The 21,510-nt window shown below is 66.1% G+C and carries 23 protein-coding genes; 15 read left to right on the top strand and 8 right to left on the bottom strand.

Annotated elements, in window-relative coordinates:
* Positions 1 to 69: 69 nt before the first annotated feature.
* Positions 70 to 888, bottom strand: a complete 819-nt coding sequence (locus DSM43276_RS19575) for an isocitrate lyase/PEP mutase family protein (RefSeq protein WP_078327972.1) — start codon at positions 886 to 888, stop codon at positions 70 to 72.
* A gap of 18 nt (positions 889 to 906) precedes the next feature.
* Between DSM43276_RS19575 and deoC the strand changes: the two genes are divergently transcribed.
* Complete coding sequence (gene deoC / locus DSM43276_RS19570) at positions 907 to 1,599, top strand: deoxyribose-phosphate aldolase (protein ID WP_211196738.1); 693 nt, start codon at positions 907 to 909, stop codon at positions 1,597 to 1,599.
* Here deoC and DSM43276_RS19565 read toward each other — a convergent pair.
* From DSM43276_RS19565 to DSM43276_RS19555, 3 genes are read right to left on the bottom strand one after another with little or no spacing between them, the layout of a single operon-like run.
* Positions 1,596 to 2,549, bottom strand: coding sequence for an LmeA family phospholipid-binding protein (locus DSM43276_RS19565; RefSeq protein ID WP_078327970.1), 954 nt, complete (start codon positions 2,547 to 2,549; stop codon positions 1,596 to 1,598). The genes deoC and DSM43276_RS19565 overlap by 4 nt on opposite strands.
* A gap of 15 nt (positions 2,550 to 2,564) precedes the next feature.
* Positions 2,565 to 3,353, bottom strand: coding sequence for a carbon-nitrogen hydrolase family protein (locus DSM43276_RS19560; RefSeq protein ID WP_078328035.1), 789 nt, complete (start codon positions 3,351 to 3,353; stop codon positions 2,565 to 2,567).
* Positions 3,354 to 3,363: 10 nt separating this feature from the next.
* Entirely contained in the window at positions 3,364 to 4,152 is a 789-nt protein-coding gene (locus DSM43276_RS19555) for an SAM-dependent methyltransferase (RefSeq protein WP_078323261.1), read from the bottom strand.
* Between the two features lie 128 nt (positions 4,153 to 4,280).
* Here DSM43276_RS19555 and DSM43276_RS19550 point away from each other — a divergent pair, with 128 nt between their 5' ends.
* The 3 genes from DSM43276_RS19550 to DSM43276_RS19540 are packed head-to-tail and all read left to right on the top strand — an operon-like array spanning position 4,281 to position 7,671.
* Entirely contained in the window at positions 4,281 to 4,739 is a 459-nt protein-coding gene (locus DSM43276_RS19550) for a lipoprotein LpqH (protein WP_078304730.1), read from the top strand.
* Between the two features lie 56 nt (positions 4,740 to 4,795).
* Positions 4,796 to 6,481, top strand: a complete 1,686-nt coding sequence (locus DSM43276_RS19545) for a hypothetical protein (RefSeq protein ID WP_078328034.1) — start codon at positions 4,796 to 4,798, stop codon at positions 6,479 to 6,481.
* Positions 6,463 to 7,671 carry a CHAT domain-containing protein gene (locus DSM43276_RS19540; protein ID WP_078327969.1) on the top strand — a complete coding sequence of 403 codons (1,209 nt, stop codon included), beginning with the start codon at positions 6,463 to 6,465 and terminating at the stop codon, positions 7,669 to 7,671. Before DSM43276_RS19545 ends, DSM43276_RS19540 begins: the two co-directional genes overlap by 19 nt.
* A gap of 1 nt (position 7,672) precedes the next feature.
* Here the strand turns inward: DSM43276_RS19540 and DSM43276_RS19535 are convergent, their stop codons facing one another.
* A complete protein-coding gene (locus tag DSM43276_RS19535) occupies positions 7,673 to 8,110 on the bottom strand; it encodes a hypothetical protein (protein WP_078328033.1) in 438 nt (145 codons plus the stop codon).
* Positions 8,111 to 8,178: 68 nt separating this feature from the next.
* Here DSM43276_RS19535 and DSM43276_RS19530 point away from each other — a divergent pair, with 68 nt between their 5' ends.
* The 3 genes from DSM43276_RS19530 (at position 8,179) to DSM43276_RS19520 (ending at position 12,131) form a co-directional block, all read left to right on the top strand.
* A complete protein-coding gene (locus tag DSM43276_RS19530) occupies positions 8,179 to 9,507 on the top strand; it encodes a hypothetical protein (protein ID WP_078328032.1) in 1,329 nt (442 codons plus the stop codon).
* Positions 9,504 to 10,583, top strand: coding sequence for a hypothetical protein (locus tag DSM43276_RS19525; protein WP_078327968.1), 1,080 nt, complete (start codon positions 9,504 to 9,506; stop codon positions 10,581 to 10,583). The genes DSM43276_RS19530 and DSM43276_RS19525 overlap by 4 nt, the downstream gene beginning before the upstream one ends.
* Positions 10,584 to 10,679: 96 nt before the next feature.
* On the top strand, positions 10,680 to 12,131 hold the full coding sequence (locus tag DSM43276_RS19520) for an amidase (RefSeq protein ID WP_136629126.1): 1,452 nt from the start codon (positions 10,680 to 10,682) through the stop codon (positions 12,129 to 12,131).
* A 27-nt stretch (positions 12,132 to 12,158) separates the two neighbouring features.
* Here the strand turns inward: DSM43276_RS19520 and DSM43276_RS19515 are convergent, their stop codons facing one another.
* Positions 12,159 to 12,674: a DUF2505 domain-containing protein gene (locus DSM43276_RS19515; protein ID WP_078327966.1), complete on the bottom strand. Its 516-nt coding sequence runs from the start codon at positions 12,672 to 12,674 to the stop codon at positions 12,159 to 12,161.
* Positions 12,675 to 12,684: 10 nt separating this feature from the next.
* Positions 12,685 to 13,188 (bottom strand): DUF2505 domain-containing protein, encoded by a 504-nt coding sequence (locus DSM43276_RS19510; protein ID WP_078328031.1) that lies wholly within the window; start codon positions 13,186 to 13,188, stop codon positions 12,685 to 12,687.
* 98 nt (positions 13,189 to 13,286) lie between these two features.
* On the opposite strand from DSM43276_RS19510, the gene DSM43276_RS19505 reads away from it, so the two are divergent.
* The 5 genes from DSM43276_RS19505 to DSM43276_RS19485 are packed head-to-tail and all read left to right on the top strand — an operon-like array spanning position 13,287 to position 17,558.
* A complete protein-coding gene (locus tag DSM43276_RS19505) occupies positions 13,287 to 14,372 on the top strand; it encodes a UDP-N-acetylmuramate dehydrogenase (protein ID WP_234802936.1) in 1,086 nt (361 codons plus the stop codon).
* Between the two features lie 60 nt (positions 14,373 to 14,432).
* The gene (locus DSM43276_RS19500) at positions 14,433 to 15,209 is read left to right on the top strand and encodes a prolipoprotein diacylglyceryl transferase (RefSeq protein ID WP_078327964.1); all 777 of its coding nucleotides are present in this window, start codon (positions 14,433 to 14,435) and stop codon (positions 15,207 to 15,209) included.
* Positions 15,206 to 15,541 (top strand): hypothetical protein, encoded by a 336-nt coding sequence (locus DSM43276_RS19495; RefSeq protein WP_136629125.1) that lies wholly within the window; start codon positions 15,206 to 15,208, stop codon positions 15,539 to 15,541. Before DSM43276_RS19500 ends, DSM43276_RS19495 begins: the two co-directional genes overlap by 4 nt.
* Positions 15,538 to 15,993, top strand: coding sequence for a hypothetical protein (locus DSM43276_RS19490; protein WP_078327962.1), 456 nt, complete (start codon positions 15,538 to 15,540; stop codon positions 15,991 to 15,993). Before DSM43276_RS19495 ends, DSM43276_RS19490 begins: the two co-directional genes overlap by 4 nt.
* An 11-nt stretch (positions 15,994 to 16,004) precedes the next feature.
* The gene (locus DSM43276_RS19485) at positions 16,005 to 17,558 is read left to right on the top strand and encodes a radical SAM protein (RefSeq protein WP_078328029.1); all 1,554 of its coding nucleotides are present in this window, start codon (positions 16,005 to 16,007) and stop codon (positions 17,556 to 17,558) included.
* Here DSM43276_RS19485 and DSM43276_RS19480 read toward each other — a convergent pair.
* Positions 17,447 to 18,685 carry an MFS transporter gene (locus tag DSM43276_RS19480; RefSeq protein WP_078328030.1) on the bottom strand — a complete coding sequence of 413 codons (1,239 nt, stop codon included), beginning with the start codon at positions 18,683 to 18,685 and terminating at the stop codon, positions 17,447 to 17,449. The two genes, DSM43276_RS19485 and DSM43276_RS19480, sit on opposite strands and share 112 nt — an antisense overlap.
* Before the next feature lie 87 nt (positions 18,686 to 18,772).
* Here DSM43276_RS19480 and DSM43276_RS19475 point away from each other — a divergent pair, with 87 nt between their 5' ends.
* From DSM43276_RS19475 to DSM43276_RS19465, 3 genes are all read left to right on the top strand, one after another.
* Positions 18,773 to 19,207 carry a winged helix-turn-helix transcriptional regulator gene (locus DSM43276_RS19475; protein ID WP_078327961.1) on the top strand — a complete coding sequence of 145 codons (435 nt, stop codon included), beginning with the start codon at positions 18,773 to 18,775 and terminating at the stop codon, positions 19,205 to 19,207.
* Between the two features lie 84 nt (positions 19,208 to 19,291).
* Positions 19,292 to 19,735, top strand: coding sequence for a hypothetical protein (locus DSM43276_RS19470; protein WP_078327960.1), 444 nt, complete (start codon positions 19,292 to 19,294; stop codon positions 19,733 to 19,735).
* Positions 19,736 to 19,834: 99 nt separating this feature from the next.
* Positions 19,835 to 21,199: a L,D-transpeptidase gene (locus DSM43276_RS19465; protein WP_078327959.1), complete on the top strand. Its 1,365-nt coding sequence runs from the start codon at positions 19,835 to 19,837 to the stop codon at positions 21,197 to 21,199.
* The last annotated feature ends 311 nt before the right edge of the window (positions 21,200 to 21,510 follow it).

The following is a 21,510-nucleotide window of genomic DNA, read 5'->3' as shown; positions in this document are numbered from 1 at the left end:
AATATAAGGATAGGCTACCCAACTGGAAGAGTGGCGCGGCCTGGGCCAGAAGTAGGTGCACCGCAAGGTTCACGGAAACAGGGCATTGGCTTCCGCATAGGGGATGGTGCGGGTTGCGAATCCAAAGGTGCCGTGCTGTGCGATCTCCCGGGCCCCGTCGACGAACGCCCCGAGCGCAGAGCGCGCCATGGCGGACCCGAGGCTGATCCTGCGCACGCCCCACTGTGCGATCTCCTCGACCGAGTGATTCAGCACGAAACCGGTGGCGAGCAGATTGACGGGGCGATCCACCGACGCGCAGAGGGCGCGGACTGCGTGGGCATCGGGCAGGCCCGGCGCGTACACCACATCGGCGCCGGCCTCGGCGTACGCCTGCAGCCGTGTGATGGTGTCGGCGAGGTCCGGTCGGCCGTACAGGAAGTTCTCGGCGCGGGCCGTCAGCGTGAACGGAAAGGGTAGATCGCGCACCGTGTGCGCTGCAGCGGTGATGCGATCCACCGCTTCGGCGAGCGGGAAGATCGGGACGTTGGGAATCCCGGTGGCATCCTCGATCGACCCGCCGACCAACCCCGAGGCCGCCGCCTCGCGGATGGTCATGGCGATGTCGCCCATGGTGGGGCCGCCGTTCTCCAGGTCGGCCGAAACCGGCAGATGCGTGGCCGCCGCGATGTGGGAGGCGTTGGCCAACGTCTCGGCCTGGCTGACCAGATTGGCGCCGTCCTGCCGACCGAGGGAGAAGGCCAACCCGGCGCTGGTCGTGGCCAGCGCGGGGAAGCCACAATCGGTGAGGACTCGGGCCGAACCGGCATCCCACGGGTTGGGGACCACGAACGTCCCGGACTGGTGAAGGGCTGCGAACACGACCGCACGCTCATGCTGGGAGGTCATGTGTGGGACGCTACGCCCATGACGGATTCTGTAGGCACACCGGCGGTTTGGCCCACGCGGCGGGAGGTGGCCGCACGTATCGACCACACCCTGCTCAAGCCCGAAGCGACACCCGGGGACGTGCAAGCCCTCATCGCGGAGGCCATCGATCTCGGAGTGCTCGCGGTGTGCGTTTCGCCGTCGATGCTGCCGGTTGAGGCTCCCGGGCTGGTTGTTGCGGCGGTGGCGGGATTCCCGTCGGGAAAACATCTCTCGTCCGTCAAGGCGCACGAGGCCGCCCTCGCGGTGGCCGCAGGTGCCGCCGAGGTCGACATGGTGATCGACGTGGGTGTCGCGGTGGCAGGCGATTTCACGGCAGTGCTCGCCGATATCGAGGCTGTTCGGCAGGCGATCCCGGCCGCGACGCTCAAGGTCATCATCGAGTCCGCGGCGTTGCTGGAACATTCAGGTGCCGAGGCGATCCGTGAGGCCTGTCGGGTGAGCGAGGCCGCCGGAGCGGATTTTGTGAAGACCTCCACCGGATTTCACCCATCGGGAGGAGCGACCGTGGAGGCCGTGCGCATCATGGCCGAGACCGTTGACGGTCGGCTCGAGGTCAAGGCGAGCGGCGGAATCCGCACGGCACAGGATGCTGCGGCCATGCTCCAAGCCGGTGCGACCCGGCTCGGCCTATCGAGCAGCCGGGCCGTCTTGGACGGCTTCCCGCATTAGAACGAGAGGTTCTGCAGGCAGGGATTCTCGACCGGTTTCATGGGCTGATTGGTGCTCGACAGTTTCACCGTGATGCCGTCGTTGGTGACCTTGACCTCTTGAGCCTTGAGCCCCATCGGGTACTGGCCGCCGACGAGCCCCTTGGAGAAGGTGTCGAGCGCCGGCTGAATGATCTCGCGCGGCAGGCCGATGAACGCGGAGACATTCTCGGACTGCAGCGTCACCATGCCGTCCTTGATGACGGGCTTGGTGGTGATCTGGGCCAGGCCTCCGGCAGCGCTCAGCGTCACCTCGCCAGTGGATTCGTTGGTGGTGGCATCACCCACCAACGAGCCGAGCATTCCCGGCACGAGGTCACGGGCGCTCTCGGTGATGCCGGCGGTCGGCCAGGACACCTCGACGTCCAGGCGTCCGATGGTGCCGAGCGAGTCGGCCGTCTTCTTCAGCGAGATGTCGCGCACCGTGATGGCGACGGACATCTTCTTGGCTTGCGCGATCTGATTGCCCGCGGTCTTGATCGTGAGCTTGTCGATGTGATTGCCGAGATATTGCACGACGAGTGGCATCGGGCCGAAGGATGCGGTCGCGCCGTCCTGCACCAGGCACGACGTGGCGGCGTTCACCTCACTGCTGGTCCGCTGGCGCGCGTAGAGCTCGATGCCGAGAACAGCGGCCACGAACACGGCAACAACGATGACGGCGATCAGTACCAGCGATCGATAGTCGCGGCCCTTCTTGGGCTCGGCAGGTTCTGGCGGCGCGTCTGAGGGCGGGGGGGAGACCGGGGGCGGAGGCACCGGGCTCTGCAGGGTCGGCGGCTGCTCTGGCAGCGGGGGCGGTACCTGCTCTTGCCGCGGGGGCGGCACCTGCTGGGACGGCGGTTGCCACGGCGAAGGCTCGGGAGGTGTCGATCCGGGTGGGCCGAGCGGCGGCTGAGGCGGTGTCGTCACCCGCGCGATTGTGCCCTATTCGACTGAGGACGGGTTAAGGACGGGCAAGATCTTGCGGGTCTCGGCGACCGCGTCCAGGTTCAAGTCCGCCACGATGAGCTCCGGCTCTGGACCGGCCTGGGCAATGAGTTCGCCGGTCGGTGAGGCCAGCAGGCTGCCGCCGATTCCCGTCGGGGAGCCGTTGGCGGGCGCCTCCAGCGCGGGCAGGGCCTGGTCGGCGGCGGCGATGAAGCATGTCGAGTCGGCTGCTCGCGCCCGCGCCAGCAGCGTCCACTGATCCCATTTGCCGGTTCCGGCGGCCCACGAGGCGCTGACCGTGATTACCTGCGCGCCGCGACGCGCCAGGTCGGTGTACAGGGCGGGGAAGCGGATGTCGTAGCACGTGGTCAGCCCAACGCTCACGCCGTCGACCGTGATGAGCACCGGCTCGCCGCCGGGCGCGACGGTGGCCGATTCGCGGAAGCCGAACGCGTCGTAGAGATGGATCTTGTTGTAGTGCGTCTCCGCGCTGGGGCCGGTGGCCAGCAGCGTGTTGTGGACGCGACCGTCGGAGGAGGGGGTGAACATGCCGACCACAACGGTGAGGCCCGCGGCGTGTGCGATCGTGCGGACCCCGTCGGCCCACGGGCCGTTGACGGGCTGTGCGACGGGGCGCAGGGGTACGCCGAACCGGCACATGGTGGCTTCCGGGAAGACGACCAGTGTGGCGCCCTGTGCGGCGGCATCGCGCACCGTGGCCGCGACGGTGGCCAGGTTCTCGGCGGGATCGGCACTGCTGCTGATCTGCGCCAACACTATCCGCATGTGTTCCACCCTAGGCCAGTGGCGCGACGGCTGCCCACGGTGTAGTCAAGATGCAGTCACGGACCTGCCGTCGCTGTTGCTCGACGGTAAAGCCATTGTCGCGCAGTGATTTCAACATCATTCGCCAGCGGACTCGGGGGCCGAAGACGCCGTGTGGGGCCGCCGCCGCCCAGTAGCGGTCGGCGGCGATGAGTAGATCGTGGATGGGTTGGCCCGGAACATTTTGGTGAATAAGGGCTTTCGGTAGCCGTTCGGCCAGGTCGGATGGCTTGTCGATGCCAAAGGGGTCGCAGGCCAGGGTGAGGGTTCGCGGTCCGGTCGCGTCGAGCAGTAACCACGCGCAGCGGCGGCCGAGCTCGTCGCAGGTGCCCTCGATGATGAGACCGCCGGGCGCGAGCCGGGCCGTCATCGCGGCCCAGGCCTGCGCCACCTCCGATTCCGGGTACTGGCGCAACACATTGAAGGCACGCACCAGAACCGGTGTGTGGCCTGCCAATTCGAACCCGCCGAGAGCGAAGTGGACCCCGTCGCGTGGCGGCACCACCCGTTCCGGATCGATCTCCAGGCCCACCACCCGGATATCCGTCCGAACTGTCCGCAGCCGCGAGGCCAGCTCCAGCGTGGTGGTGGGCATGGCGCCGTATCCCAGGTCCACCACCAGGGGATCGGCGGCATCGGCCAGCACCGTCTGCACATCGGGGTGATGGACCAGCCAGCGGTCGCTGCGGCGCAGCCGGTTGATCCCCGTGGTGCCACGGGTGATGGTCCCGTGCGGTCGGGGGGTGGGTGAGGGTGCCACGTCTCCATGGTGCCTGGACGGCCGCTGCCTGCGGTAATCGGGATTTCTTGGGATCGGTAGCGCCACGGGCCGCCTTCACTTGAGCCATGACGGCGCCATCGGGGCGACGGACGACGAAGGGACAGATGATGAATCGAGTGATCGTGGGCGCCATGGGACTCCTCGCTGCCGGAGCGGTGGTGGTCGGCTGCTCGACCGACAAGCCGGGTGGATCGCAGGTGAGCTCGGGCAGCAATGCCGAGATCAAGGTGGACGGCAAGGACCTGGCCGGCCTCGACCTCAAGTCCGTGACCTGCGTCAAGCAGGGCGGAAAGATCAATGTGGCCAGCGGCGCCGTCAACGGTCAGCAGGGCCTGGGCGTCGTCATGACCGACGAGACGCCTCCGAAGGTGCAGTCGCTGGGATTGGTGTACGACGGCGCCGCACTCGCGGTCAGCAGCGGCATGGGGGCCAGCGTCGGCTCCGCCGATGTCAAGGTCGACGGGAAGACGTACACCATCACCGGAGAGGCCTCCGGTGCCGATGTGAAGAACCCGATGGCCGGGATGATCACCAAGCCGTTCACCATCAAGGTGAGCTGCGGCTGACATCTCGATAAGCGGCGGGCGTGCACAGCACGCCCGCCGCTTCCTACTATTCGAAGGTGACGATCATCGGCGACCTGGAGCAGGCCCGTCGCCTGGCCTTGGCCGCCAAGGAAGAGGCCGCCAAGGAAATCCTGCTGTCGCTGCTGGCTCAGGCCGAGGAAGCCGACCGTGACGATCTCGCGTGCGAGGTCTTGGCTCAACTCGCCGAGATCTACCTGGTGCGCACCGCCTACGACGGTGTGGTGGAAGGTGTGCGGCGGATCCGTGAATGCCTGGCGACCTACGCCGACATCCGCTCGGGGCTGCGGCCTGATCTTGCCGCGCAGGTCACCCTGTCCGATGCCGAGGTCGACCACCTGATCTGCCGCTACACCCGGCGCGCTGAGTTCCTCGCGGCGGGACTGGCCGCGGCGAATGGTGACCACGACGGGGCCGCGGCAAGCCTGCGAGCACTGATCGAAACCGCCGGGGATTTCGAGGATTTGGCCGCCGAACACCGCGGTCTCGTCTGTTACGCCAGGATCTTGATTGCCCGGGGCCTGTGCGATGACGACATGTACGCGGACTCGGTGCCGGTATGGGCCGAGGTTCTCGATCCACTCGAGGAGTATGTGCGCGAGGGCGACCCCGAGTCCGACCATCTGTTTGTCAATGGCGCGCTCTCGTATGGCCGATTCTGTGTGGAGACCGGCCGGCTCGACGACGCCGAACCGTGGCTGCGGCGGGCCGAGGCGCGCGCGGGGGCGCGGGGCTGGCAACTGGCCTGCGCCCGTGCGCAGTTGGAACGAGCCGCGGCCCGATGGGCAGACGGCGATATCGCCGAAACCCAAACGCTGGTCCACCAGGCATACCCGGCGATCGCCGAGCATGTCCGGGCGCACGACGTGTCCCGCAGCTGGCTGTACTTCGGCTTGATCAGATTCCGGATGAACGCACTGGATGAGGCCGACGAATGCTGGGGACATGCCGAGCGGCACTGGCGCGAGATCGAAAAGCCACTGCATATTCATCGAATCCTGTTACAGCGCAGCTGGATCGCCATCCTCCGTGGTGACTTTGCCGAAGCGGCCGCGAAGGTGGCGCAGGCCAGGGAGCTACTGGACTCGTATCCGCGGCACAGCTGGCTGCAGTACGCCCGGCTCGACGATCAGCTGGGCAACATCTGGCGCGCCGACGCGCTCGCCGACTTGGGCCTGGATCCTGCGACCGGGGTGATGTCCGGTGGTGCGGACAGTCCCGAATACCGGCGCGGGATGTCCAAGCTCCAACGGGCCGCCGAGCTCAAGGTGCCGGCGGCGCTGGCGGTCGACGCGGTGCGCTATGCCATCCCCGACGCGGGGGCGCGGATGCGCTGGGCCAGGTGCGTCTCGGCGCCGCTGCTCGCGGGCGCCTTCGCGGTGGCGAAGGAATGGGATAACGCCGAACTGGTCAGTGAGTTGATCGAATACCACAGCGCGCGAGGGGCCTTCACTACCGAGCTGGGCGATACCCGGGTAGGTCCGTCATCGGGAGCGTGGGCGGCCACGGCCACTGCGGCGGTTCCCGTCGACGGCGACCTGGCGCTCGTCGCCGCGGCACCGCCGGTGCAGGCAGACGGTGGGCTCACCCGTCTCGGGCCGCTGCCGCCGATGAGGATGGATCCAGCCGGTGACCAGATCATGAGCAACTACCGGGAGCTGGCCTGGCAGCGATACGGCCGTGAGGTAACCGCCGCCGACGACGAATGGTCGACGTGGCCGTGACCGATACCTTGGTCCTGCGATTCGCCGACGTCGGCGTAGCCACCTACGCCAGCCTGCGGGTGGTGGGGGAGCCGTCGCGAACCATCACCTGGGTCGTCGAGCAGCAGGCGATGGAAACGGCCTGCGATGCCCTGAATTCCGCGCTACCGGATCCCTCTGGGGCGGAGACCGCACTCGTAGCCATCGAACGGGCCTTGACCACAGGGGCTTTCACCAGTCTTGATGCCGAGTTCGACCTGGCCCACATGCTCGGTTCTGAGTTGGTGGCAGCCGACGGCTGGAGGCTGTTGTCCGAATGCGTGGCATCTCCGCGTGCGGTGCTGTTCGTGACACCGAGCCCCCGGCTCGCCCGAGTGCCCTGGGGGCAGCTGGCCATGCCGGGTGCGGAGGATTTCCGATTGATGGAATTGGCCGACGTGTTGATGGCCGTGCCACCGAACATCGTGCATACGCCACGAGCGTCGGCTCGGTGGTGCGATCGTCAGCACGGTCCGGTGGTGCTTCTGCTGGACCCGCGCATCCCCGGGCAGCGCCCGGATTCGACGTTGGGTTCGGTGCTGGGGCGTCCCTTGCCGGAGGCCGTGCTGACTCGTCATTTCGGCGAGCTGATGGACGGCCACCGGGTGCTGCCCGCGGTTGGCGCGCCGGTGGACCTGTTCCGCCGGAACGATATCGACCGGGACTGGCTTGCCCGGGCGTGTGCACAACACCCGGCCCGGCTGCTCTACGTCGGGCATGCCAGCGCGGCCGAGGGCGCCGTAGGCCACGCCGAACGGGCCGCCCTGCACCTGGCCGAGGATCGTCCGCTGACCGCGGCCGACATGATGGCTACGCGGCTTTCGATCCCGCCCCGAGTCGCGCTGTTGGCTTGCTCATCGGGAGGCGATTACCGCTTCGATGAGGCGACCGGGCTCGCCGCGGCGATGATCCTGGGGGGTGCGCAGTTGGTGACCGCGACCCTGTGGTCATTGCCGACTGCGGCGGCTTACCGCCAATTTGGCTCACACACAACGGATCCCATGGCCGATACAGTGGCCGAGGTCGACCGGGCGCACTGCGACGAGGATGCGGGCCGTGCGGTGAACCGCTGGCAGCGGGCTCAGTTGCGGCGCTGGCGCGACGGTGACCGCGCGGCGACTCCGCTGCATTGGGCGGCCGTGGTCAGTTTCGCCGTCGACGGTGCCCGCTGAATCAGTCGGAACACGCCCGGACCGCGATGATGCTGTGGTCGCCAGGCCGGTAGTAGGCGTCGATCACGCTGCCCGGTGCCATCTTCGGCAGTGCGGAAGCGGGTATCACCGCAGTTTCGCGCGCCGGGAACTGGCGGCCGTCCGGCCGGGTCACCATGAGGTCCAGTTGCATCTCGCGGCCTGAACCGGTGGCGCTCAACCCGGTGACCACCCCGCGCGAGCGGGTGCCCCCGTCGATCACGGCGCGCTGTGCCCCGGCTAGCAGCCGCTTGCGGATCAGCACGTGGTCGAATTCGGCGGCGAATTCCTCGATCGTGACGAGCCGCTCGTCGGCCTCCGGACCAGGGTGCTCCGAGGTGTTCCGGCGGCCGGACAGCAACGCAGCGCATCCACCGAAGACCCTGGCAATGGTGGGAAATCGTCCTGTGGTCATGTCGATATCGTCGACCAGGCCGCCCGCTACCGAACCCAACTTTTGGGCGGCCGACAACGATTACCCTTGTGACGGTGAGCATCGGGTCGGCAACATCCGAGGCCGCCGTCACGGTGCGGTCGTCGGTGCCGCGGCGTGCCGTGATCGACCGGGCCTGGCGCGCGATCGGCTCCGGTGTCGAGGTGCTCAGTGCCGACGACGGTGGGCCGCTGCGTCGGACCGTGAAACGGATCCTGGACCCTCTGGTGCTGAGGCTGCGTAGCAATGCCGCCTTCTCGGCCCCCGTGCTGGATCCCGAGGTGGCCGCGGCCATGCACGCTCTGATCGTGGGGCACGGTCCGCAGTTGCGGGCCACGGCCGACTGGTTTGTGATGCTCAAGGCCGAGCGGCGCAGGCAGCGCATTACCACGGGCAATGCCCAAGAGCTCTACTTCCCGGTGTGTTTCGAATTGGCCGTCACCAAAGGCTTTCCGCAGGTTGAGGATCAGCGCACCGCGACGGTTGTGCTGCACGATCTGCACCACGATCGGGACCGTACGGCGATCGAGGTGCTCAACCGTCATGTCGATGACCCCGACGTGGTGGCCAGACTCGCCACCTTGCGGGACCGGAGCTGGCGCGATGTGCGGCCGGACGACACCATCACCGGCCCGTTCTTCACGGGACTCACCACGGTGCTCGGTGCGGCCAGCAGTCATCGTGAGATGTCTGCGCGCCAACGGGTGTGGACGGCGTTGATCGCCGATGCCACGCCGTACAACCTGGGTGCGAGCGCGCACGGCACGGTCGCCACGCTGCCGTGGTCCATTGTCGAGATCGGATTGAGTTCGGCCGAACCACAACTACCCCCGGCGATCGATGGAGACACCGAAGGCGACCGTCCGATGGATCGCAGCGTCGTTGATCGGGTGCGGGCCACACTGCGCCGGGCGCTGGACCACGACGAGCTGCCCGATGTTCCGCTGCTGTGTGCCGAGGAGGTCGACCGGGCCTGCGCCCCATGGGGTCTGATGAGCGAGGACAAACAGGCCGCCCTGCTGGCGGGTGTTGAGATGGCGACGGACCTGCGGCCACTGGATGATTCGGTGACGACGCGTTACGAACTCTCCGGGCGCGTTCAGGCCCGGCTGGTGAAAGAGGCCTACGTGATGCATGCCCGGCGCTATCTCGCCGACGGTGAACCCATCCATCCCCGGCAGCGACAGGTTGTCGACGACCTCGCCGCGTTCACGCGGCCCTACGTGAGCAGGTTGTGGGCCAGGTTGCACGGTCGCGATGTCTGGCAGGAATCGTGCGCTGACGTCGATGACCTTCGGTCACTGCTGGAGGGGGTGGCGCGCTCGGTAAGCCTGGACCACCGGCAGCGGATCAAGGCCATGCTGGAATTGCAGGTTACCGCATGAAGCTGATCAACGAATCCGGTGTCTGGGCAACGGGTCCGGCACCTGCGCCGGTGGGTGCGGTCGCCGTTCTCGAGGTCAGTGGCGCTGTGCTGTCGTGGCCGATTGACGACCCGTCGCTTTCTCCGGTGATCAGCTTCACCGACGCGGCCCGGGCCGACTGGATGTGGAGGGTTCTCGGTGAGGCCGGGCACGTCGCGGTCATCGAGGCGCTGCGTGATCCTGATCCCACCAAGGTGATCGAGCTGCAGTCGGTGACCGTGCTGGCCGGGTCGACAGATTCCTTGCGACGGCTGGCGTTGGGGCATTGGCTGCGGCGATGGTGGCCGGCCAGTCGCCGCGACGGCATTGTCGCGCTGGACCGGCCGGTGCTCGACGCTGAGCTCGCGGTGCTGACCGCGGCTGCCGAGGACTATTTCACCGACGACACCCTGGACGCCGATGTGGCCGAGCTGCTGGCGCCCCACGGTGCGGCGCTCGGTTCGTATGGCGACCCGCGAGTGGACGCGCTGGTGGCGCGGTGTCGTGAGCTGTCCGACGATGATGAACTCCAGTGGGGTGCCCACGGCGCCACGGCCGCGCGACGCGAGGACTATGCGCTGGCCGCCGGCCTGGACGATGAGTCCAGGCCCTCGGGCGTGATCGCCTCGGGGGACGCGACCATCGCCTGGTCGGACGTGCCACCGGGGATCTTCGACGCGGCCGAACGCAATCTGGCCTGGAGGGTGCTCGCCGAGGGCGCGACGGTAATCGCCCAGCTGCGAGCGGCGCTATCCGGCCCCGAATCGGCCGCGGGTATTCCGGTCTCGTTGTCCTGCGGTGCGTTTCATGGGGCCGGTGCGTTGGATGCCGAAGGCGGTGCGGTGCTGCCGGTGTTCGATGGCGACGGTCGGCCTGCCGATGAGGCGCAAGCCTGGAATGCCGACTGGTCGGCGGCACGGGTGAGTGTGGGTGTCGGGGAGGCCGCGGAATCGAGCGAGTTGCGCGATCGGGTCCGGGCATTCGCGCGCGCCCGACTGGCCACGCCTGCCGGTGACGCGTTCCTCGCCGAGTTACTGGCCGCCGAATCGGACTACTGACGTTGGCGTCGTGGGCCATCGTGGCGAGAAAACACCGATCCTGTTGCGCTCAGCGGTATTTTATGTCCTCCGCGGCAGGCGGATAGCGTCAGATTCATGGAATGGAGTTTTGAGTCGGCCGAGGGACTCGCGATCGCGTTGCGTGCCGGTGAGGTCACCTCAGTAGCACTGACTGACGAGGCAATCGCCCGTATCGAGCAGGACGACGTGGTGATCAACGCTATCTGTGTGCCGGACTTCGATCGGGCGCGAGCCGCTGCGCGCGATGCCGATCAGGCGCGTGCTCGCGGCGAGGACCGGCCGCTGCTCGGTATCCCGATGACAGTCAAAGAGTCCTACAACGTGGCAGGGCTGGCCACGACCTGGGGTATGCCCCAGTACCGGAACTACCTGCCGACGGACGACGCGGTGCAGGTATCGCGGATCAAGACCGCCGGCGCCGTCGTGCTCGGAAAGACCAACGTGCCCTTAATGCTCCAAGATCTGCAGAGCTTCAATGAGATCTACGGCACCACCAACAACCCATGGGATCACGGTCGAACGCCGGGCGGGTCCTCGGGCGGATCAGCGGCCGCACTGGCGTCCGGATTCGGCGCGCTGTCCATCGGCTCCGACATCGCGGGTTCACTGCGCACACCCGCTCATTTCTGCGGTGTCTACGCGCACAAGCCGACACTCGGACTTGTGGCGAATCGCGGTCATCTTCCGCCGCCCAATCCGCCGTTGCCCACCGACCGCGATCTGAGCGTGGTCGGCCCCATGGCACGCACTGCCCGCGACCTCGCACTGCTTTTGGAGGTGATGGCAGGGCCGGACCCGCTCACCTTGGGCGTCGGATTCGACGTGGCTCTACCACCCGCCCGCCACGAACGTCTCTGCGACTTTCGTGTCTTGGTCCTGGACGAGCATCCACTCATCCCCACCGGATCCGCCGTGCGGGCCGCCGTTAACCGCGTCTTTGACGCGCTCGTCGACGGCGGCGCCCGCGTCGAACGGTACAGTCCGCTGCTGCCCGATCTGGCCGACGCCGCAGGGCTTTATGCCGAGCTACTCACGTCGAATCTCGCGGCAGGTTATCCCGTGGAGAGGTACGACCAACTACGGATCCTGGCCGCCACGCTGAATACAGATGACCGGGGTTTCGACACAGCATGGTTGCGCGGCCCGGTGTTCAGCCACCGCGACTGGATCGAGGCGAACAGCCGTCGCGAACTTCATCGCCACGGCTGGCGGCAGCTCTTCGCCGAATTCGATGTGGTGGTGTGTCCGATCACGCCGACTCCTGCCTTCCCGCACGATCACGAGCTGGATCTGCAAGAACGGCATATCACCATCGACGGCATCGAGCACCCGTTCGTCAATCAGCTGGTCTGGGCCGGCCTGGCGACCATGCCCGGCCTGCCCGCCACCGCAATACCAGCGGGCCGATCCTCGGCAGGGCTGCCGGTAGGGGTGCAGCTCATCGGTCCGATGTTCGAGGACCGCACCCCGCTGCGGATGGCCGAACTGCTCGAGCAGAAAATCGGCGGCTTCGAGGCTCCGAAATAGTGCGGGCAACCTCACGAGACAACACCGCTAGTGGTGCTTCGAGATCCAGTCGGCGATGAAGCCTTCCTCCACGCGGAACAGGTCGCTGACGTGGTACAGGATCAGGTCTTCGAGCTTGCCCCCGATGAACGGGATGTACACCTTGCAGGTGCTGGAGAGCCTCAGCTGAGAACCCTGATCGGTATCGGACAGCGTGCAGACCCCCGTGAAGGCGCCCGGTCCGGCGAGCACGGAGGCACCGTAGCTGCCCATCGCGGACCCCTTGCCCTGATCAAACGGGTCGAAATGCTGCGTCCGGGTGATGATCATGTCGGTGAGCATCACCTTCTGCGCGATCGGCGGCAGATACATGCGGGGCAGATTCTGTTTGATGACCACATCGATACCGCGGTCGGTCACCGTCAGGGTGTGAATCTCCGAGACCGGTGTGAGCCACCCATACGCCGACATCAGGGTTTCCCAGTAGTCCCGGCTCGCAAAGTCCTGGTAGATCTTCTCGGCCGGAGCCGGAAAATTCACCGTGAACACCGAACGCCTGGACATCGGACCCAGGTTAGCCGTGGGTGCCGATCCACCCCGAGGTGAATCGCTGTTCGGCAGATAACAGGTCCATGAGTTTTCCGCCGACGAAGCCCTCGATCTTGCCGCCGACCAGGGGGATCTTCACCTCGACGCTGACCTTCAGGTCCTGACGTGAGCCCTTGGCGCCGGTGTGCAGCCGTGCGGTACCGGCGAGGGTGACGGGTGCACCCGGTATCGAGCCCACCACGGTTCCCTCGGACGCACCGTCGGAGATGGCGCTCCACTTCTCGGTGCGGACGATCCGCAGGTCGCCTCGGTGAAACTGCGACACGATGCCCGGCAGCCGATCGCTGCGCAGCACCTGAGTGGTGACGATTTCAAGGGCGCCGCCATCGGATTTCAGGGAATCCAGTGTGGCGGTGTCGGCGCCGGAGCCGGCCAGACGTTCATTCCAGTAGCCCTCATCGGCGAAGGCCGCATGGACCTGTTCGACGCTGGCCGAATACTCCACTGACAGGTCAAATGAGCGTGCCATGGGTGGCAAGGCTACCGTTAGCGCCCGTGAGCTTGGATGAGCCGCTTGCGCGAAGACCATTGGGCGCGGATGAGCCGCTTGCGCGAAGACCGAAAAGGCTGGCACCAACAACGCGCGCGAAGATCGAGGATCTCGGCGCCCTGGTGACCGATGATGCTCCGCTTGCCGCGTTGACGACCTTGCGGCTGGGTCCGGTGGCAGCCACGCTCATTCGGTGCGAGAGCAGCGCGCAGGTGACCGGCGTGCTGGCCGCGCTTGACGGCCAACCCGCCCTGCTCCTCGCGGGCGGTTCGAATCTGGTGTTGGCCGACCACCTTCCGGACCTCACGGTGGTGCACATCGCCTCGGCCGGTGTGACGGTGGATGGGCCGCTGTTGCGGGCGGACGCGGGAACCAATTGGGACGAGGTGGTGGCGCTCTCGCTGCGGGCCGGTCTGGGGGGACTGGAATGCCTGTCGGGAATCCCGGGCACCGCCGGGGCCACGCCGGTGCAGAACGTGGGTGCCTATGGCGTCGAGGTGGCCGCGCTGCTGCGGCGCGTACGGGTGCTGGACCGGACGACCGGACAGGCGCGTTGGTATGAGCCCGGCGAGCTGGGGTTCGGCTATCGCACCAGCATTCTCAAGGGCACCGATGCACGCGTGGTGCTCGGGGTCGAGTTCGGTTTGTCCACCGACGGTCTGAGCTCTCCGATCCGCTACCCGGAGCTTGCCAAGGAACTCGGGGTGGAGCCCGGGGAACGCACCGATGCGCTGGCGGTGCGCGAGGCGGTGCTCGGCCTGCGCCGGCGCAAGGGCATGGTGCTCGACGAGTCCGATCACGACACCTGGAGTGTCGGTTCCTTCTTTACGAATCCTGTAGTTGCCGAGGATGATCTGGACGCCGTTCGGGCACACGTCCGCGAACGACTAGGGCCCGATGTCGCCATTCCGCAGTATCCGGCCCCGGATGGGGTGAAACTCTCGGCTGGCTGGCTTGTGGAGCGAGCCGGGTTCGTCAAGGGTTATCCGAACGCGCAGTCTTCGGTGCGGGTGTCCACGAAACATGCACTGGCACTGACTCATCGCGGGGGAGGGAGCACCGGCGACTTGCTGGAGCTCGCACGTACCGTTCGCGACGGGGTCTTGGATGCCTTTGGCGTCCGTCTGGTCCCCGAGCCGGTGCTGGTGGGCTGCGCGCTGTAACTTCCGGTAATCCGCGCGTTTGCCCTGCGTATCTGCGGTGCTGGCTCGTACAGTGAGCCGATGGGGCTGGGAATTGGCGTGCACGGGCTCTTTGTAGGGCTCGGAGTGCTGGTTGCCGCCCTGGTCTTCGCCGGCGAAGCGCGGCGCAGGGGTGCTCCCGCGGAACAGTCGCTGATCGCGGTGGCGGGTGCGCTGGTCGGCGGCGCGATCGGTATGCGGCTATCGGGCTGGATCGAACATCTCAACCCGGCGCACAATCCCAGCCTTGTCGAGGCGTGGATGTTCGGGTCGCGCAGCATCATCGGCGGGCTGTTGGGGGCGTACGTCGGCGTCTTGGTGGCCAAGCGGCTTATCGGTTACCAGGCCAAGACGGGCGATCTGTTCGCCCCCGCGGTGGCATTGGGTATGGCCGTGGGCCGGATCGGATGTCACCTCACCGAGGCTCCGGGCCGACCCACCTCGCTGCCGTGGGGTGTGCACGCTCCGGCCACGCGGCCGAACTGTCCGGGATGCCTGACCGGGGTGGCCATGCATCCGTCCTTCCTGTACGAGATCGCCTTCCAGTTGGTGGCTTTCGCCGTGCTGTGGTGGTGGCTGCGTCCGCGTGTGACACATCCCGGTGAGCTCTTCGTGCTCTACGTGTCCGCGTACGCGGTATTCCGGTTCTTCGTCGAGTTCACCCGCGCCAACGAAACGGTTTGGCTGAATCTCACTCGCCCGCAATGGGTTCTGCTGATGGGCATGACACTTGCCGCGTGGCGGTTGTGGCGTGGTCACCGTGCGGGGTATTACGACGGCATGTTCCGCAGGCGCCTTGCCGAGGTGGCGACGGCATGAGCTATCCACCCGAACAGCCCAAACCCGGGACGAGCGGGGCGACAATGGTCGCCGGTGCACTCTCCTTCATTTTCGGTAACGCGGTGTTTGGATTTCTCGCCCTGATGGTCGGTGGATCGTTGGCCGACAGGTATGGCACCGGCTTCGAGGCGGTACCCGGATTTGTTGCGGTGATGGGGATTGCGGTTGCTTTTGGCGTGGGCACGGTGCTCATCAGAACGGGGGATCGCGACAAGCGCGGTTGGGGGGTGGGCCTGATGGTCGGCTGGGCGTTGGTATCCATGCTCACGGTCGGAATCTGCACGGGGCTTAATCCGGTGCTGTACCAATGAGCACCCCGCCGCTGCCGCCGCCCGAAGGTGAGCAACCTCAGCCGTACCCATATGGCCCGCATCCGTACGGCCCCGCCGGATACCCACCACCGCCGGGCTATCCGCAGTATCCGCCGGGTTACTACCCCTATCGGCGGCCGCCGCCGAAGTCGAGCAATGGCACGGTGGTGGGGATGACCTTCGTCGGCATCTTCGTGTTCTGGATGATGACATTCGGGACCTTTCTGGTCCTGGAGAACGCGATGAGTGGTGGGTTTTCACCTGACACCCGGGCGACCGTGGTGGCCATCGTGATGTCCGTCATTGGCCTGGGTGGCGGGCTCGCGTTGACAGTGTGGGGCCGAGATTGGGTCCGTGGGCTGGGAATCGGCTTCATGATCGGGTGGGCGACGGTGGCGATCATGACGGGGTTCATCGTGGGCTGCCTTTCGATGTTGGACGGATTGGAGTAGACGTGGCGGGTATGGGTCTGCGCGGGGATCGCATCCTGCGGTACGTCAACGCCTTCTGTCCTCAGTGTCACGAGTCGAACCCGGAGCGCTCGCTTGCGCAGGTGGAACGGCTCTCGGGCTGGCTCGCACACCGTGACGATCGGGTGTGGCTCGAACGAGCCTGCCGCACACACGGGTTGGTGCGCACGCTGTATGACGAGGACGCAGAGATCCTTGAGTACCTGGAGGAGTGGACGGCTCCCACCAAGACCCATGTTCCGGATGCGCCAGGCAATTTCGATCCCATCCCGATGGCGTATCTGCGCGGGTTGCCTGAGATGCAGACCCAGCACACCTGCATCCTGCTGGCCGACATCACCGAGGCGTGCAATCTACGCTGCCCAACCTGCTTCGCCGATTCCTCACCGGACCTGCACGGTGTGGTACCGGTGCAACGGGTGCTCGCCAACGTCGACCAGCGGCTTGCGCGGGAGAACGGCCGGCTAGACGTCCTGATGCTCAGCGGCGGCGAACCCACCGTGTACCCGAATCTTGCCCAGCTGCTCGACGAGCTGATGGCTCGCCCGATCACCCGAATCTTGATCAATACCAACGGGGTTCTCATTGCCCGCGACGATGCCCTGCTGGAGCTGCTGGCTCGTCACCGTGAGCGCGTGGAGGTCTATCTCCAGTACGACGGCCCGTCGGCCGACGCTTCGCGCCATCACCGAGGTGGCGATCTGACCAGAATCAAAGCCGAGGCGGTGCAACGTCTCTCGGACAGCGAGATCTTCACGACATTGGTCATGACCGCGGCGCTCGGTGTCAACGACGCGGACATCGGCGCGGTCATCCGGCTGGCCCTCGACACGCCCTACGTGGGAGGTGTCTCGATACAGCCACAGTTCGGGTCGGGCCGAGCAGGCGCGATCGACCCCATGCAACGGCTCACCCATACCGGTGTGCTGAAACGTCTTGGCCCGCAGACGGGTGACGTTGTCACCTGGCGCGACTTGACGGCCCTGCCGTGTTCGCATCCCCACTGCTGCTCGGTGGGATACCTGCTGCGCGATGATGCGGGAGTGTGGCGGTCGTTGACCTCCCTTATCGGACACGATCGTCTCAAGGAGAACCTCGGATTGGTATCCAATCGTATTGCCGATCAGGAGGTTCCGCAGCAGCTGCGGCTGGCGGTCAAGGAGTCGCTGTTGGGCCTGCTTTCCGAGCAATCCTCCCTGTCGCATCCGACGATCGGCGATGTGTGGAAGACCATCTGTGACAGCTGTGATTTGGGAATCTCCACGTTGATGACGCTCGCCGCCTCGGCGTTACCGGGACGCCGGGAGAAGCTGCGGCGCATGCTCGGAGAGCGCATAGTGCGGATCACCGTCAAGCCGTTCATGGATATGTCGACGATGATCGAGGAGCGGCTCACCCAGTGCTGTGTGCATGTCGCGACGCACGCCGCACAGGATCAGTGCGCGCCGTTCTGTGCCGTGCAGGCATGGCCGGCACTTTCCCGGCAGCGGTTGTCGGTGTCCGCGGCGGCCACCACGCCAGAGCTGGTGCTGCTCCCGATCCAATAGCACAGTGCGCCCAGGCTTATCGCGGCGCCCAGCAGGCAAACTCCGCCCCATCCGTGGGCCGCGTACACCCAGGTCGACATAATGGCGCCGACAGCGCTGCCGATCGAATAGAACGTCATATAGGCGGCGGTGAGTCGGCCGCGGAGTTCGGTATCCAGCCGGTAGATGAGGCTCTGATTCGCCACGTGTACCGACTGCAGCCCGAAGTCGATGATCACGACTGCGATGGTCAGTCCGAGCAGGGTCCAGCGCAGGGTCGCCGCGAATGCCCATGCGGCCAGCATCAGCGACAGGCCCACGCCGGTAACCCGATTGGCCCACCCCCTGTCGCACCATGATCCGGCCTTGAACGCGCCCAGTGCACCCGCTGCCCCGGCCAGCCCGAACAACCCGACTTGGGTATGCGACAAGTGATATGGGGCGGACGTCAGCGGTAACACCATGGGCGTCAACATCACGGTGATGGCGGCGAAGATGAGCATCGCGATGATGGCCCGCGAGCGCAACACCGGCACGTCACGCAGGAGTCGCAGCGTGGAGGCGATCAGTCGCCGGTAGGGCAGCCCCTGAGGCGGGCGCGTGGAGTGCGGCAGTGCGCGCGCCAACATCGCCGCGGTCGCGACTGCGGCGATGGCGGCCACCACATACACCGCTCGCCAGCCGAACATATCGGACAGGGCGCCGGATACCGTGCGTGCCAAGAGAATACCGCTGATGATGCCGCCGGTGACCACGCCGACGGCCCATCCCTGTCGCTCTGGCGCGGCATGTACCGCCGTGTAGGCGACCATCACCTGCGTCACCACCGCGAGCGCACCGACCGCGGTGACGCTGAGCAGGAATGTCCACGCATTGGGCGATATCGCCGTGGCAAGGAGGGAAACACCCAGCAGAACGGTCTGCCCGACGATGAGCCGGCGTTGGTTGACGGTATCTCCGAGCGGCACGATCAGCAGTAGGCCGATGGCGTACCCCACCTGAGTGAGGGTTAGCACGATGCCGACTTGTGCTGTGGGCATGGAGAATTGCGCGCCGATGGTGTCCAGTAGCGGTTGTGAGAAGTAGATGGTCGCCACCGCGAGCCCGCAGGCAATCGAGAACAACACGATGACGGGTCTGGTCAACACGGACACCCCTCGGTAGAGTTGGTTTCACTTCGCAACCGTTTAACCCTGACATGAATGGTTGCATATTGCAACCAAAGGAGCCTGTCCATGGTGGGTCGCGCCAGTCACGCGGACTCCAGCTGCACCTTGGCCCGCCCGCTGGGTGAGATCGGGGACGGCTGGTCACTGCTGATCGTTCGTGACGCGTTTGACGGACTACGCAGGTTCGGGGAGTTTCAGAAGAGTCTTGGGCTCGCAAAGAACATCCTGGCTTCGCGTCTGGCGACATTGGTGGACAACGGCATCCTCGAGGTTGTTCCCGCTGGGGCGCGCCATGAATACCAACTGACGGACAAGGGCCGCGGGCTGTTCCCTGTCTTGGTGGCACTGAGGCAGTGGAGCGACGAGTTCTGTTTCGCCCCCGGGGAACCGCGTGTTTCCCTGGTCGATCGCGAGACATCTCGTCCGGTGCAACGCTTCGAGCTGCGCGCGGCCGATGGCCGCGCACTGACCCCGGAAGATACGGCCGTGATCGACGTCTAGTTCTGGTTGAGCCAGAATTCGCGCCTTCCGCAGATGCGCGTGGCGGTCGTCTACCGTTCGAATGTCACGGAACGAAGGAGGCCCATGCGGATCGGATTCCTGGTGTTGTTGGTCTGGGTCGGGCTGCTCGCGGCGCCGCTCGCGACGGCTGACCCTGGTGCGACGCCGGTGGACCCGGCGTCCCCGGAAGCGGCCGCAATCCTGGCGCCGGCGCTCGCGGACGTGACGGCCCAGCTCGGCAAGCCGGTGCGTTTGGATGTACGTAGCCTCAAGTCGGCCGAGGGTTGGGTCTTCCTCTGGTCGGCCATGCAGGCGCCCGACGGCGGTCCCGTCGACTACACCGGTACGCCCTTTGCCGAAGCCTCCGCCAACGGCGTCCTGTCGAAGAAATACGTAGCCCTGCTGCATCAGGACGCGCAGGGCTGGGTGCTCGTCGACAAGCGGGTGGGACCGAGTGATGTCGCCTGGGCAGGCTGGGGTACGCAGTACGGTGCGCCCGCGGCGATCTTCGATATCCCGGTCTACTAGCCGCGAGAGCCGACAAAACTGCAGGTCCCGGATGATCCGATGTGTGATCCTGGTCGGGCCGGGCGAAGCTGTCCGCGGCGGGCCGTATCGTGGGGTGTCGTGAAGTACCCCAGACCAGATCTCCGTGATGCGCTGACGCGACGGCGCGCGCTCACGATGTTGGGTCTGACGGTGCCCGCTGTTGCTGCCGCCTGCACGACCGTCGGCTCGAATGCGCCGCAAGATGCCCCGTCACCGGGGGCCGTCCTGACCTTCTTGCCCGACGACAAGGCCAAGGAGGTCAACCCGACCGCGCCGGTCAGTGTGACCGTAGCCAACGGGTGGTTCCAGGACGTGAAGCTGGTCAACGCCGACGGCAAGGTCGTCGCCGGAGCGCTCAGTCGCGACCAAACGAGGTTCCGCACCACCGAGCCCCTCGGATTCGACGTGACGTACACCTGGAAGGGCGCGGCGGTAGGGCTGGACGGCAAGGCCGTTGCGGTGTCCGGCACCTTCACCACCCTGGTGCCGACGGCGACGGTCAACGGTCAGTTCCAGCTCGCCGATGGGCAGACGGTGGGGATCGCGGCTCCCGTGATCATCCAGTTCGATGCGCATATTGCCGACAAGGCCGCGGCGGAGAAGTCGCTGAGCATCGTGTGCGACCCGCCCACCGAAGGCGGTTGGGCCTGGTTGCCCGACGAGCAGCAGGGTTCCCGAGTGCATTGGCGATCACGCGAGTACTTCAAGGCCGGCACCAAGGTCGGGGTGAAGGCCAACCTCTATGGGATTCCCCTGGGGGATGGGGCGTTTGGGAACGAGGACATGTCCTTGGATTTCAGCGTGGGGCGCCGTCAGATTGTCTATGCCGATGCGCAGAGTCACCGCATCCGGGTGACCACCGACGAGGGCACCATCCTGGACCTGCCGTGCAGCTACGGCGAGGCGGACCTGCCGCGCAACGTGACTCGCAGCGGAATTCACGTCGTCACCGAGAAGTACGAGGATTTCTGGATGTCCAACCCGGCGGCCGGGTACACCAACGTTCACGAACGTTTCGCCGTCCGGATCTCGAACAACGGCGAGTTCATCCACGCCAATCCCAACACCGTTGGTCAGCAAGGCAGTAACAATGTCACGAACGGTTGCATCAACTTGTCGTTGGGTGATGCCGAGTCATATTTCCGCACCGCCATCTACGGTGATCCCGTCGAGGTGACCGGCACCACGATCGAGTTGTCGTACGCCGACGGCGACCTGTGGGATTGGGTGGTGAGTTGGCCGACCTGGCAATCGATGTCGGCGCTCCCCCCGAATCCGAAGGAACGGACGATCACGTCGACGCCGTCGACCTCGTCCATCCCGACTTCAGTCCCGCTCACCCCGTCGGGTGCACCGACGCTGTCGGGGACGCCGACGTCAGCGCCGTTGACCCCGTCGGGCGCGCCCTCGCTGTCGGGTACCCCGACAACCACGCCCCGATAGTTCCGCGCGCAGAAAAACCATGCCGTACCAGCCGAGGGAGGCTGGTACCGTCGCGTCCATGTCCGCACAGTTCCATGACGAGCAGATTGCCGGGATGCGCATAGCGTCGCCGGCGGTTTCGTCGTGGTCGCTGCGACTTAGCACCCAGGCAATGGGTGAACGATCCGGCGACAGGCGATTGCCGGCGAGAAATTCTCATAAGCATCTTAGTCTTGTGGTTTGCGCTGCTAGGAATGTCGCTAGACATTCCTAGAGTTTAGTGCGCTCAAAACTACTGAAGCGCAACATATTAACCCAGATAAATAGGGTTT

The sequence above is a fragment of the Mycobacteroides salmoniphilum genome, assembly GCF_004924335.1.
Lineage (GTDB): Bacteria > Actinomycetota > Actinomycetes > Mycobacteriales > Mycobacteriaceae > Mycobacterium > Mycobacterium salmoniphilum.
Note: the sequence above shows the minus strand (reverse complement) of the source record. Positions and strands in the feature narration are given on the sequence as shown.

Coding starts and splice junctions, on each gene's coding strand:
- DSM43276_RS19495 (WP_136629125.1), top strand. CDS start 15,206: ATGAGCTATCCACCCGAACAGCCCAAACCCGGGACGAGCGGGGCGACA.
- DSM43276_RS19470 (WP_078327960.1), top strand. CDS start 19,292: ATGCGGATCGGATTCCTGGTGTTGTTGGTCTGGGTCGGGCTGCTCGCG.
- DSM43276_RS19490 (WP_078327962.1), top strand. CDS start 15,538: ATGAGCACCCCGCCGCTGCCGCCGCCCGAAGGTGAGCAACCTCAGCCG.
- DSM43276_RS19520 (WP_136629126.1), top strand. CDS start 10,680: ATGGAATGGAGTTTTGAGTCGGCCGAGGGACTCGCGATCGCGTTGCGT.
- DSM43276_RS19515 (WP_078327966.1), bottom strand. CDS start 12,674: ATGTCCAGGCGTTCGGTGTTCACGGTGAATTTTCCGGCTCCGGCCGAG.
- DSM43276_RS19475 (WP_078327961.1), top strand. CDS start 18,773: ATGGTGGGTCGCGCCAGTCACGCGGACTCCAGCTGCACCTTGGCCCGC.
- DSM43276_RS19540 (WP_078327969.1), top strand. CDS start 6,463: ATGGTCGACGTGGCCGTGACCGATACCTTGGTCCTGCGATTCGCCGAC.
- DSM43276_RS19500 (WP_078327964.1), top strand. CDS start 14,433: ATGGGGCTGGGAATTGGCGTGCACGGGCTCTTTGTAGGGCTCGGAGTG.
- DSM43276_RS19525 (WP_078327968.1), top strand. CDS start 9,504: ATGAAGCTGATCAACGAATCCGGTGTCTGGGCAACGGGTCCGGCACCT.
- deoC (WP_211196738.1), top strand. CDS start 907: ATGACGGATTCTGTAGGCACACCGGCGGTTTGGCCCACGCGGCGGGAG.
- DSM43276_RS19485 (WP_078328029.1), top strand. CDS start 16,005: ATGGGTCTGCGCGGGGATCGCATCCTGCGGTACGTCAACGCCTTCTGT.
- DSM43276_RS19560 (WP_078328035.1), bottom strand. CDS start 3,353: ATGCGGATAGTGTTGGCGCAGATCAGCAGCAGTGCCGATCCCGCCGAG.
- DSM43276_RS19510 (WP_078328031.1), bottom strand. CDS start 13,188: ATGGCACGCTCATTTGACCTGTCAGTGGAGTATTCGGCCAGCGTCGAA.
- DSM43276_RS19575 (WP_078327972.1), bottom strand. CDS start 888: ATGACCTCCCAGCATGAGCGTGCGGTCGTGTTCGCAGCCCTTCACCAG.
- DSM43276_RS19550 (WP_078304730.1), top strand. CDS start 4,281: ATGAATCGAGTGATCGTGGGCGCCATGGGACTCCTCGCTGCCGGAGCG.